The 13,354-nt window shown below is 49.6% G+C and carries 8 protein-coding genes; all 8 read left to right on the top strand.

Going from position 1 to position 13,354, the window contains the following annotated elements:
• The first annotated feature begins 219 nt into the window (after window positions 1–219).
• The 8 genes from tagH to tssC all read left to right on the top strand — a co-directional run bounded on the left by tagH (window position 220) and on the right by tssC (window position 13,239).
• Window positions 220–1,587 (top strand): type VI secretion system-associated FHA domain protein TagH, encoded by a 1,368-nt coding sequence (tagH, locus tag JWZ98_RS20680; protein ID WP_205451577.1) that lies wholly within the window; start codon window positions 220–222, stop codon window positions 1,585–1,587.
• Window positions 1,588–1,666: 79 nt separating this feature from the next.
• Window positions 1,667–3,007, top strand: coding sequence for a type VI secretion system baseplate subunit TssK (gene tssK / locus JWZ98_RS20675; RefSeq protein WP_205451576.1), 1,341 nt, complete (start codon window positions 1,667–1,669; stop codon window positions 3,005–3,007).
• Window positions 3,008–3,011: 4 nt separating this feature from the next.
• Entirely contained in the window at window positions 3,012–4,322 is a 1,311-nt protein-coding gene (icmH, locus tag JWZ98_RS20670) for a type IVB secretion system protein IcmH/DotU (RefSeq protein WP_205451575.1), read from the top strand.
• A gap of 45 nt (window positions 4,323–4,367) precedes the next feature.
• Window positions 4,368–7,880, top strand: a complete 3,513-nt coding sequence (tssM, locus tag JWZ98_RS20665; protein ID WP_240348119.1) for a type VI secretion system membrane subunit TssM — start codon at window positions 4,368–4,370, stop codon at window positions 7,878–7,880.
• Window positions 7,877–9,424 carry a type VI secretion system-associated protein TagF gene (tagF, locus tag JWZ98_RS20660; RefSeq protein WP_205451573.1) on the top strand — a complete coding sequence of 516 codons (1,548 nt, stop codon included), beginning with the start codon at window positions 7,877–7,879 and terminating at the stop codon, window positions 9,422–9,424. The genes tssM and tagF overlap by 4 nt, the downstream gene beginning before the upstream one ends.
• Before the next feature lie 716 nt (window positions 9,425–10,140).
• Window positions 10,141–11,172: a type VI secretion system protein TssA gene (tssA, locus tag JWZ98_RS20655; protein WP_205451572.1), complete on the top strand. Its 1,032-nt coding sequence runs from the start codon at window positions 10,141–10,143 to the stop codon at window positions 11,170–11,172.
• A gap of 45 nt (window positions 11,173–11,217) precedes the next feature.
• Entirely contained in the window at window positions 11,218–11,748 is a 531-nt protein-coding gene (tssB, locus tag JWZ98_RS20650; protein ID WP_033159221.1) for a type VI secretion system contractile sheath small subunit, read from the top strand.
• Window positions 11,749–11,751: 3 nt separating this feature from the next.
• Window positions 11,752–13,239 (top strand): type VI secretion system contractile sheath large subunit, encoded by a 1,488-nt coding sequence (gene tssC, locus JWZ98_RS20645; protein ID WP_026603012.1) that lies wholly within the window; start codon window positions 11,752–11,754, stop codon window positions 13,237–13,239.
• The last annotated feature ends 115 nt before the right edge of the window (window positions 13,240–13,354 follow it).

Here is a 13,354-nt window from a genome sequence, read left to right as displayed (position 1 = left end):
GTTTGAAAGGCGACATATTTTAGAAGCTACAAAAGCAGGAGTTTTCCGTTCATCACATAACTATAATTTCGACAGCTAACAATTTGCGATGACTGTTCTTCTGATTGAGAATCGCGTCAATTGATAAGTTTATACTGCTATAAAATGACTAAGTTTTTAGATAAATGCTGACGTAAGTTGCTAAGCTATTTAACTAATGTTAACGGTAGGACGACAATCGTGCCAATTATCTTAAAAGTACTTTCTTATAAAGGTTTACCACTATCTACTGAATTGAGTGCCGAATTCGGTCAGTTAGGCGGAACAATAGGCAGAAAAGCAGGAAATACCTTGGTATTGCCTGATGGGGAAAACTTTGTATCAGGCCACCATGCTGAAATCATTTATGAGGACGGTGGTTACTTAATAAAAGACACAAGTAAAAATGGTACATATTTATCAAATGCCGGACTGAATATAAACGATGCACAAGCAAGGTTATTAGATAGTGAAATTTTGCGGATCGGAGAATATGAGATTATTGTAGAACTGCCATCAGCCGAAATATCACCAGCTTCACCCATTAGCGTCGAGAGTATTTCGCCTTCACCATTTGCCCAACCGTTTCAAAATGATCAACAGTCAATAGTCAACGAACCTCTGAATTTCTCGATTCCGCACAACGTAGCGAGTTCTCCCTTCGGAGAGCGTCCTCCTGCTTCCCCTTTTCACGATAGCTTTACCGCGCCCGAGGTGCTACCTCCCCAGAGAGATGGTAAAGATATTGCCGAATTCTTAAAAGGCTTAGATTCCTTAGGTGCGTTGGATGCACCACTCAGCGAGTCTTCCGGGTTAGAGTTCCCGAGTTTGGAAGCAATAAATTTATCCGAGCCTATTCCTTCGAGCATAGCGTTAGATTCTAAAGACGTATTCCAAAATACGCCTAATATTGAGCGTGAAGATGGGCAGGCGGCTTCGCAAGCCAGTGTAGAGATTACGCTAGCACCCAATACGGAGCCATTTGTCAGGTCTAAATCGGGTGATGCGACGCTCATGAAGATGTTTCTGGATGGTGCGGGAATAAAAGATCAATCGTTTTTGACGGAAGAGCAGTGGCCGGAAGCGATGAAAGCGACCGGAGTGTTATTCCGAAATTTGATCGAAGGCTTGATGGACGTTCTACGCGCACGCGCGGAAATGAAAAGTGAATTTCGAGTTTCCGTCACCACAATCCGCTCATTTGACAATAACCCGCTAAAATTCAACCCAGATGTGGAAAGCGTGCTGAAGCTGATGCTCGCACCGAATAATCCAGCGTTTATAAATTCAAATGATGCGGTAACTGAAGCGTTTAGGGATGTTAAGTTTCATCAATTGGCGATGACGGCAGGTATTCAGGCTGCACTAGGGGAGATTTTGCATCGTTTCGACCCAGACACTTTCGAAAAGGTGTTGGGCGAAGGGATTGTTTTTCAGCGAAAAGCCAAATGTTGGGAGCTTTTTTGCGAAAAATATCCGGAACTGAAAACGCAAGCAATTGAAGGATTTTTTGGAGAAGAGTTCGCTGAAGCTTATGAAAAGCAGATGCGTCTATTTGCGAGGCGGTGAAAGTTTGCAACTCAATTGAATTGGTAGCGAAAATTTCATAAGTCATTGTTAATAAATAATAAACGGTACCGAATAGAGTATGTCAATCAATAACCGGATTGTTTGGTCAGAAGGCATGTTCCTTAGACCTCAGCACTTTCAACAACATGATCGTTATCTTGAAAGTCGTATTGATGGTCGTTGCTATGGAATCAGGGCTTATGATTGGGGATTTTCGTCGCTAAAACTAGATGCAGGACAATTGGCGATAGGAAAAATCACTCTGGCAGCTGCTAGAGGGATTTTCCAGGATGGTACCCCATTCCATTTGCCAAACGAGGACGAACTGCCGCTACCACTTGATGTCTCTGAAGACATCGCCAATGAAGTAGTGTATTTAGCATTGCCGTTGAGTCGTCCTGACTCTGTTGAAGTTGATAGCGACAATAACCCCGATGGATTGGCGAGATACCGCATCACTCATAGGGATGTCAGAGACAACAACGCGGGGTACGACGCTCGTTATCCCGTGCAAATAGGCAGTATTCGTCCAAGACTTATGCTTGGCAACCAAGAAAGATCAGGCTATCTGTGCTTAGGGGTCGCCAATATCGTTGAAGTGCGCGCCGACAAAACAGTCGTACTGGATGAGAAATACATTCCCGTGGTGCTGCAGTCTTCAGCCAGTAATATTTTGAACGGCTTCGTCCGGGAGTTGCAAGGTCTGTTGCATACCAGAGGGGAGGCGTTGGCAGCCCGCGTGGCGGGAACGTCTCAAGGTGCAGGCGTCGCAGAGGTTGCAGACTTTATGTTGCTGCAAACCATCAATCGTTACGAACCCTTGCTGGCACATTTGGCGGGGGATGCGCTGCTACATCCGGAAACTTTGTTTTCCTTATGCCTGCAGTTGATGGGAGATCTAGCAACCTTCTACCGTCAAAATAAGCGACCCGCAGTGTTGCCCGAATATAGGCATGACGACTTGCGTATTTGCTTTATCCCGTTAATTGATGAGCTACGGCGCCTGTTAAGCATGGTGCTTGAACAAAATGCGATTCAAATTCCGTTAACCAAACATAGCCAGTCGGTTTATTACTCGGGTCGCCCCGATGTGAAATTATTGGAGCAGGCAATCTACGTATTGGCTGCCAGTGCGCAAGTATCTTCGGAGATGTTGCGCACGCATTTCCCACCGCAGGTGAAAATTGGCCCGGTGGAAGAGATCACGCAATTGGTCACTGCTGCCCTGCCCGGTATTTCAATTCATCCTTTGCCCGTGGCGCCAAGGCAATTGCCGTATCACGCCGGATGCTCTTATTTCGAATTGGATAAGCAAAGCCCGTACTGGAAGAAGATGATGGATTCCGGCGGTTTTGCGTTTCATATTGGGGGTAATTTTCCGGGATTGGAATTGGAATTCTGGGCAATAAAAAAAGGGTGATGACATGGTGCAACAAGGACCTTTCGGCGATGACGACAAAACAGTGTTGCGGCCTTCGCCAGGTGGACGAATGCCGCAGCAGCCATCAGTGACACAAATACCGCCATCTCCGCCGCCCCAGCAGCCGACCTCAAATATCAACATTCCGTCGCTCAGTGTGCTTTCCGGAGCGGATAGCGGTTCATTATTGACTTTATCAGCCGGCATTCTGTCCTTGGCGGCTAGGCTCAGAACAACCGTTAGATATTCTGGAGTTGATGAACTAAAGCAAAAGTTGGCTAAAGAAGTCAGAGAATTCGAGAACCGTGGCTTGAATGCAGGGTTTCAGCAAGAAACTATGCGAATGGCGAGCTACGATTTATGTACTTTTCTGGATGAAATTATCCAAAACACGCCTTGGGGTTCGCAGAGTAATTGGGGGCATCAAAGCCTGCTTATCCTTTTTCATAAAGAAGCCTGGGGCGGCGAACGCTTTTTCCAAATACTCGAACATCTGGTGAAACAACCCGCGCAAAATTTACCGCTCATTGAGCTTTGCTATGTGTTGTTAAGTTTTGGATTCGAAGGCAAATATCGGGTCATGGCCAATGGCGCCAACGAATTGGAAAAACAACGTCTTGAGTTGTATCAACTGATTCAGCGAGTAAGAGGGGATTTCCCCGCGGAGCTGTCGCCGCGCTGGCACGGGCAAAAAAGTGGTAATAGCTCGTTGATAACGCAAGTGCCCTTATGGGTTTTTGCCAGCGTAGCTGGTGGCCTGTTGCTGCTTTGTTATCTGGGGTTTGCGTTTTTTATTAATTCGGTATCCGATCCTGCCTATCGGGAATTACTGAAATTGGCCAAGGAGCCGGTACAAGCGGCAGCGGCCGCTACGATCACTCCGTCTGCACCGGTTATTGCCAACAGATTGGAACGCTTTAAACCGTTATTACGCGATGAAATCGCCCAGAATATGGTCGAAGTGGTCGACGATAGCATCATTCGCGTTCGTAATTCCTTCCCCTCCGGTAGCGATCAAGTCAAACCGGAGTTTCTACCGATGTTGAAAAAAATCGCCAAAGAACTCGAGAATGAACAAGACTCGATTTTGGTAACCGGACATACCGACGACAAGCCCATTGTGTCGGCCCGCTTTCCGTCCAATTGGCATTTGTCTGCGGTACGCGCTAAAAACGTCTTGGCAATTTTGACTGCGTCCGCCCAACTAAAAGGTGCGGCTAGAGCAGAAGGCCGGGCCGATGGCGAGCCTTTGGCGCCTAATGACACGCCCGAACATCGAGCCCTAAATCGGCGCGTCGACATCTTGATTAAGTGAGAATACCGCGTGGAACGGATAATCAGTTTTTTTAAAACAAAGTGGGTGCTTGAACTGATCGGTATCGTGATTTTGTCGGTACTGATTTGGTTTGTCGGGCCTTTAATCGCAATTGCCGGCAGTGTGCCGTTGGAAACCGATTTAAGCCGGATTATAACGATAAGCGTCATATTCGGATGTTGGTTGCTTTACCGCTTGGTCGCGTGGCTGTTATCGCGTAAACGCGAGCAGCGTTTGATGGCCGATTTGGCTGGCGGCACTGATGCAAACGATGCGCAATCGGCCTCGGCGGCCGAGCTGGATGTGCTGAATCGCGGTTTCGATGAGGCTTTGACTTTACTGAAAGCCACTAGCGCCAAACAACGCGCTCGGAAGCAGTATCTTTACGAATTACCTTGGTACGCCATTATCGGTGCGCCAGGCTCCGGCAAAACTACTGCATTAATCAATTCCGGATTACATTTTCCCTTGGCCGAACGCTTGGGCAAGCATTCGGTAAAAGGCGTCAGCGGCACGCGAGATTGTGATTGGTGGTTCGCCGACGAAGCGGTGTTATTGGATACTGCCGGTCGCTATACCACCCAAGATAGCCATCAAGAAGTGGATGCTACCGCCTGGCACGGTTTCTTGCAGCTGTTAAAAAAATATCGACCACGCCGCCCTCTGAACGGGGTATTTGTGGCGGTGAGCGTCAGCGATTTAATTCAGCAGACAGAGGAAGAGTTACGCCAGCATGCCGCAGCAATCAGGCGGCGGATTACGGAACTTAATGCGCAATTGGGTGTGCAATTGCCAGTCTACGTGCTGTTCACGAAAGTGGACCTCGTGGCGGGATTTAGCGATTTTTTTGCCAATTTAACCGAAGACGAGCGAAGCCAGGTGTGGGGTGAGACGTTTATTCGTGCCGACAACGATAAAGAAGATCTGGCCGCTCACTTGGTGCAATTTGAAAAGGCCTATGACGAATTGACCGAGAGGTTGGTACAACGCCGTTTGAAGCGTATCCAGGAAGAGCGCGATGTGCAGCGGCGTACGGCTATTTTCGATTTTCCTCAACAAATGATGCTGTTCAAATCGGTGGCAACCGGATTTTTGGATGCCGCATTTGCCACCAATCGCTACGAAGAGCCTTTCCTGTTGCGCGGCGTTTATTTCAGCAGCGGCACCCAAGAGGGTACGCCGATAGATAGAGTGATGGCGGCGTTGGCCTCAAGCTTTAGATTGGAAAGGCAAGCAACACCGTTAATGAGCGGGCGCGGTAAAAGCTACTTTCTGACTAAGCTTTTGAAACAAGTGGTGTTTCCAGAAGCCGAATTGGTGGGTGTGGATCCAAAGGTCGAGCGGCGTTTTCGTTTGATGAACCTCGCCGGCTTTGCCGCCACCTTTGCGCTTGTGGCAATAGCGGTAGTGGTGTGGATGGTCAGTTTTGCCACGAATAAGTCGGCGATTGCCGATGTCGAAAAACAGGTAGAAATTTACCGAGCCAGTAATCTTGTTCCCACCGATTCGCGCTCCGGTTTTTTGGCCTTGTTGCCCAAGCTTAATGCCTTACAAGCCGCCAAAGACGTGTATGCACAAACCGGCTGGAGCAGCGGTTTTGGTTTATACCAAGGCGACAAAATCGATTCAGCCATCGATATTGCCTATCAGCGCTTGCTTCGTGAAAATTTTCAAGCCTTGATTACGCTGCGCTTGAAAGAGCGGATGCAAAGCGATGAAGGCAAAAATCTGGATGTACTTTACCAATTATTGCGTGTTTATCTGATGTTCGGCGAGCCGCAACGGATGGATGCCAAGGTTGCACAGCCTTGGGTGAAATTGGATTGGGAGCAAATGTTCGCCACCGACCCGGAGACCCAAGCCAAATTACAGTTACATCTGGATAATTTGTTGGCTTTGAATTTGGATCCAGCTGCTATCGATAACAGTTTTGTCGACGCAGTGCGTAATAAATTGACGCAAATTCCTCTGGTCAATCAACTTTATAGCCGTTTTAAAAGTGAGGCGCTGTTTGATCGCAGCCACGACATTTCGGTTGCCGGACAATTAGCGCCGAATGGCGGCCGAGTGTTTACTGCGAACGGCAAGGAATTGGATACGTTGGTGGTCCCCGGCTTGTTTAGCAGTTACGGTTATACGGAGCTATTTCTGAAAAAAGGCATGGTTTACGTCAAGGAAGCCAGCGAACAAAATTGGGTACTTGGCGTAAACGGCGCAAGTACGCCTGTCGAAATTGATCGTTTATATAGCGATTTCAAACGCCTGTATTTGGGAGATTACCAAAAGACCTGGGATAGCGTGCTGACGGCGGTTAAGTTCCGCCCGCAGCCCAGCAATAACCAGCTGGTAGATACGCTGGATCTGCTGTCGCGACCCGATTCGCCATTGAAGCTTTTGTTGGAGTTGGTCGAAAAAAATACCGCGTTAAGCAAGCTCTCGTCCGAATTGGCCGATGCATTGGCAAAATCCACCGGCGGGGCCTTGGCGGTTCCGGAGGCCGCTACCCAAAAACTGCTGGCGATGGCTAAACAAAGCGACGGCGGTGTGGACCCGGTCAAGGCTTTGGAAACTTACTTCGAACCTTACAATATGCAAGTGCGGGGCGCTGCCGACAGGCCTGCTCCGATCAATGCGACGATGGCGAGTATCAAAAATCTGCACGATTATCTGATGCAGATTGGGTCGGCACCCAATAGTGGCGGTCAAGCCTTGTCTACCGAAGCGGCGCGATTTGCCGGCGGCGGTGTTGACCCTCTGCAAGCAGCCAAAATGGAATTTGCCCGTTTGCCCGGTCCGGTTGCAGCCTCGCTGAATGCGTTGACCAGCACGGGCGGGCAACAAATCAAAACCGGCGCGAAAGGGCAACTCAACGAAATGTTGAAAACAGCGGTGACGATGCCGTGCAAAAGTGCTTTGGCTGGCCGTTATCCGTTTGCGAAAAATACTCAGCAGGATGTGCTGATGGCTGATTTCGGCAAAGTTTTTGCCGCTAACGGGATTGTCGATCAGTTTTTTAACGCTAACCTCAAGGCATTTGTCGATACCGCAGCGGTGCAGTGGCAGGAGCTTAGTTCGGATAAGGCTTTAGGCTTATCGGCAGCCAGTATTCGCCAGTTTCAGATTGCATCGAAAATTCGTGACGCATTTTTTCCCGGCGGCGGCGCGGTGCCGCAAGTGCAATTCGAGTTAAAACCCTTAGCCTTGGACGACAAAGTCAGCACCTTCAGGTTAAATGTCGAAGGCCAGGAGTTGGTTTATCGCCATGGCCCTGAGCAACTCACCAAGTTTCAATGGCCCGGCACCAATAATAGTGCCGGGGTCAGAGTGGTGTTCGAAGGTTTGGACGGCAAACAAGTCAGCAAATCTAAGGAAGGGGCCTGGGCATTGTTCAGGATGTTCGACGAATTCAACATCCAACCCACTGGCCTGCCGGACCGCTTCAATTTGACCGTACAACTGGAGGGCTATACCGCAAAATTTGAGTTGCGCGCGGCCAGTGTTAATAATCCATTTGGCATCAGCGAATATCAAAGCTTTCGTTGTCCGGAGTCGCTATGAATGCTATGGATGGGTTGAGCGTCGGCTTTTTCGGAAAAGTGCCGGGCCTTGGCGATTTTGTCAGTCGGCGGCTGCCCAGGCACTTTATCGAGCCATGGGATCAGTGGTTACAGGCGTCGATGCGTTCCAGTCAGGAAACATTAGGAGAGAGTTGGTTATCCTTGTTTTTGGTTAGCCCGCTTTGGCGCTTTGCTTTGAGACCTGGCGTGTGCGGTGCGAGTGCTTGGGCCGGTGTCATGATGCCCAGTGTGGATAGGGTCGGTCGCTATTATCCGTTGACGTTGGCGCAAGCCGTCAGTGCGGAGTCTTTGTTGTCATTGTTTTCGCCGGAATCGGCATGGTTTGCACAATTGGAAGACGCTGCGCTATCAGTGTTGAATGACTCCTGCGATCTGGACCGGTTTGATAAGGGGCTGATGGAAATCGGTTCGGCTGACAGCCTGACACCGCCGTATTTTCAAGCTGATTCTAGCGGCGGATTCGGGGTATCTAACGGCAAGCTCGCATTTCGTTTCGATTTGGAGGGGCTGGATCAGACGTATGTAGTGTTTCCGCACTTGAGTCAGCGTTTGTTGGATCGCTTTATGCCGGGTTACAGTATTTGGGCAAGTGAAGGCGGTCAGTCGAATCGCCCCAATCTGCTGATTTGCGAAGGCTTGCCGCCTATCGATGCTTACGCGAGTTTTTTGCAGGGTATGCCGCAGGCTGGCAGATCTTGGCAGGTGCAGAGCTATCGCCAAGACCAAAGCGTCAAAAAAATCGAGAGAGAGCCGAGCGCCTCTGCGGTAGGCGCAACGGCGAGCCAGGACATAACGCTTCCGAACTCGACAAAGTGGGCTTCCTACGGGGTTACGGTGGTCGGCAATAAGCGTAAGCACAATGAGGATGCTTTGCTCGATTGCCCGTCACTGGGGCTGTGGGTGGTTGCTGATGGCATGGGGGGGCATCAATCCGGCGATGTTGCCAGCCGCTTGGTGGTGGATTCTTTATCGACCTTGGAATTTACCGAAAACCTGGATAATCAGGTCGAAGCCGTTTCCCGCAAATTACATAAGATTAACGACGATTTATGCCGTTTTGCTTCGGGCATTCAGCAAGGCAGTATTGTCGGAACCACGGTAGTCGCCTTGCTGGCCAAGGGTGACCAGTGCGCCGCCATTTGGGCGGGAGATAGCCGTTTATACCAATTACGCCAAGGCGAGTTTACGCAGATTACCCGCGACCATACCTTGATCGACGAATTGATGGATTCTGGTGTGATGACCCGGGAAGTGGCGGCCCAGCAAGTGGGAGCGAATGTGATTACCCGCGCGGTGGGTGGGCAATTGACGCTGGCGTTGGATGTGCTGCGCTTTCAGGCTGCCGGCGGTGATCGTTATCTGCTCTGTAGCGACGGCTTGGATAAAGAATTATCGGAAGCCGAAATTGCGGAATTGATGGGCTCAGGCAGTTGCCAGTCGGCCGCTGAAGCCCTGATTAACCAAGCTTTGAGCAGAAGCGGTCGAGATAATATTACTGTGTTAGTCGCCGAATTTAGTGGTTAAGCCGAAATCAGGATGCTGCCCTTACGTCCGGATTCTTAGGTCTCGGTATCTTTTGGAAGAAATACGCTTCAACAATCTTAAAAGCGCGTAGATCCATCAGATGGATGGTTGTGGTTGGTAGTGTCTTTGGGGAATGGCTGTCAACGTGCGCTTAGTATAGATAGACCCAAGATTTGAAGCAGCCGATGTGAGCATTCGGCGACGCTAGAACGCGAGATGCTTTTGCACCACGAAACAATGGACGGATTTTTTCAATGGAAAACGGTATTTCCCCTCGCGGTAGCCAGGCACCGCAAGTACCGAATATCGTATCCGTTACGAAATATCGTGCCGACTTGGCGCTGCAATGGTGTGTGCATGTTGTGATTTAGCACGCCGTTTGAATTTTAAATCATGTTATATCAATGTCTTACGGTTTTGTAGGCGTAGGGTTCATGAGTTGGCATGTTAAATGATCCCGATGCCTTATCTATTGATGAGCAAATGCAACTTGATAGGTATAAGATTCCGCGACATTTAGGGTTTTTTAGTTTAAAGCGTGACATGAAAAACCGACTAGACTAATGCGAATTGGTTTTGGGCTTAATACCGGCGTAACAAGTCCGGGGCACTATAGAATTGGGTCGATTGTAAGAAACGGGGCGCAAGGCACAAGGTTTCGTTACCGCTTTTCAATCGGTTGATGTTAACAATTGGATTACCATAGAGGCTTAAAAATGGCGGATTTGTCCGGATTACTAGAACCCGTTTCGGCGGAGCAGCCTTGTGGTGACAACCTTGAGTATGACAATGCCAGAGTGGCATTGGACACCAATATCTTAGGGACCCCGGAAAATCAGTTTTCTGGCGAGAAGGCGTTGCCGCCTAACTGGCGCGAGGTCTACAAGGAGGCTTTGGCGTTATTGCAGCGTTCCAAGGATTTGCAAGTCATTTTGTACTTGATCCGGACACTGATCAATGTTGAAGGTTGGAGAGGTTTTCGCGATGGACTGAGCTTTCTGGAAGAGTCCTTGACTCGTTATTGGGATTCCATACACCCTCAACTCGATCCGGACGATGGCATGGATCCGACGTCGCGAATCAATATTTTGGAAGAGCTTGCCAGCTTCGACCTGATAATCAGGCCTCTAAGTTTGGCGGTGCTGGTCGAGTCGAAAGCCATCGGCAGGTTTTGTTTGCGTGACATTCAGTACGCAACCGACCGGCTGGAAGTGCCCAAGGGCCTGACAAAGCCAGACAACGGCGCTATCAACGCGGCTTTTCTGGATATGGATGACGCGGCGTTAGCTGATAATTATCAGGCCTTAGTCGACAGTATCAAGATCGTCGAGCGGATCGATGTTTTCGTCAACGAAAAAGTCGGAGCCAGCCAAGGCGCGGTATTGACGCCGTTGAAAGCTTTACTGAAGGAAGTCAGGGATGATTTCGATCATTACGCGGGGTCGCGGTTGTCCAGCGACGCCGAGACTGAGGCAAGCGACGATGGCAGCAGCGCTGAGGCGGGTGATGAGGTAAAGCCCGTTAAATCCAAAGCGGTGAGCGGCGCCATTGAGTCGCGCCAAGATGTGGTTAGAACGTTGGATGCGCTTTGTAAATATTATGCGGACTACGAGCCGTCTAGCCCCGTGCCCATTTTGTTGCGTCGGGCCAAGCATCTGGCAACTGCAGATTTCTTGGAAATCGTCCAAAACTTAATGCCGGATGCGCTTTCCCAAATAAGTGCGATAAAGGGTCCCGACCCAAGTTAGAAACTGATTTTTGGTAGTCCTTCTTAATGTCAAGCGGAGAATACAATGGCTGAAAGTAGTCAGAAGTTTATACAACGAAACCGGGCACCCCGGGTACAGATTGAATACGATGTTGAACTCTACGGTTCCGAAAAAAAGGTGCAGTTGCCGTTCGTGATGGGCGTCATGTCAGATTTGTCCGGTAAACCAGCCGAACCTTTAGCACCAGTGGCGGATCGCAAATTGTTGGAAATCGATGTCGACAATTTCAATGATCGATTGAAATCGATGAAACCACGGGTCGCATTCCAAGTTCCCAATACCTTGACCGGCGAAGGTAATTTGAATGTCGATATCACCTTTGAAAGTATGGATGACTTTTCTCCCGCAGCGGTTGCCAAAAAAGTGGCGGGCTTGGATAAAGTCTTGGAAGCCAGAACCCAGTTGTCCAACTTGATTACCTATATGGACGGTAAAACCGGCGCGGAGGAATTAATCGCGAAGTTAGTTAACGACCCCGCGTTGCTACAAACCTTGGCGGCGTCAGCGAAACCGGCGGAAGCAGGCGGTGATGCCGCTGAAGGAAAAGGGGAGTAAGCCATGGCCGAATTAGAAACCCAAGGCGGACAAGGCGCAACCCAAACCCTGGAGTTGGACGATTTTTCCGCATTATTGTCCAAGGAGTTCAAGCCAGGCACCGAGGCAGCCAATCAGGTCAATACCGCAGTAACAACGTTGGCGCAATATGCGTTACAGGATGTTTCCAAAGTATCCGACGATGCCATTAAAACGATCCAGTCGATTATCGCCAGCCTGGATCAGAAAATCACCGAACAATTAAATCTCGTCATACACCATCCCGATTTTCAAAAACTGGAAGGCGCCTGGCGCGGCTTGCATTACTTGGTCAACAACACCGAAACCGACGAAATGTTGAAAATTCGCGTGTTGAATATCACCAAAAACGAGTTGGGTAAAACCCTGAAAAAGTTCAAAGGTACCGCCTGGGACCAAAGCCCGCTGTTCAAAAAACTGTATGAAGAAGAATACGGCACCTTTGGCGGCGAACCCTTCGGTTGCTTGGTGGGCGACTACCATTTCGATCACAGTCCGCAAGATGTGGAATTGTTGGGCGAGATGGCAAAAATCAGTGCCTCCGCGCATACCCCGTTCATTTCCGGCGTGGCGCCATCGGTGCTGCAAATGGAAAGTTGGTCTGAATTGGCCAATCCACGCGATTTGACCAAAATTTTTCAAACGCCGGAATACGCGGCGTGGCGCTCGTTGCGGGAGTCCGAAGATTCGCGTTACCTTGGTTTGGCTATGCCGCGCTTCCTGAGCCGTTTACCCTATGGCTCGAAAACCGATCCGGTCGAAGAGTTTGATTTCGAGGAAGATACCTCTGGGGCCGATAGCAGTAAATATACTTGGTCTAATGCTGCTTACGCGATGGCAGTCAACATCAATCGCTCGTTCAAATATTACGGTTGGTGTTCGCAGATTCGCGGTATTGAATCCGGTGGCGCAGTGGAAGGATTACCGGTGCATTCGTTTCCTACCGACGAAGGCGGCGTCGACATGAAGTGCCCGACCGAGATCGCCATTACCGACCGCCGTGAAGCGGAATTGGCCAAAAGCGGTTTCATGCCCTTGTTGCACAAAAAAAATACCGATTTCGCCGCATTCATCGGTGCGCAATCGCTGCAAAAACCGGCTGAATACACCGATCCGGATGCCACCGCCAACGCCAATCTGGCCGCGCGCCTGCCGTATTTGTTTGCCACCTGCCGGTTTGCGCACTATCTGAAATGCATCGTTCGAGACAAAATCGGATCGTTCAAGGAGCGCCAAGACATGCAGGCGTGGTTGAACACCTGGATCAGCCAATACGTGTTGACCAATCCAGCAGTGGCCACCGAAAAAGACAAAGCGCGTCGGCCATTGGCCGGTGCGGAAGTGGTGGTCGAGGAAGTCGAGGGTAATCCTGGATATTATCAATCTAAGTTTTTCCTTAGACCGCACTATCAGTTGGAAGGGTTGACGGTTTCCTTGCGACTGACATCTAAATTACCGTCGCAAAAAGGTTAAGTCCTATTCGTTGAATAAGGCTAGGAAGTACGCTATTTGCCGGGGCAGCAATACGAAATTCCCGGCAGTGGCGGTTAGTCGTTTTATATCCCGGCTTGCCGGAGCTGTAAATCTG

It is taken from the genome of Methylomonas sp. EFPC1 (assembly GCF_016925515.1).
In the GTDB taxonomy this organism is placed as follows: Bacteria; Pseudomonadota; Gammaproteobacteria; order Methylococcales; family Methylomonadaceae; genus Methylomonas; species Methylomonas defluvii.
The sequence above is the reverse complement of the archived record's forward strand: the minus strand, read 5'-3'. Positions and strand labels throughout refer to the sequence as shown.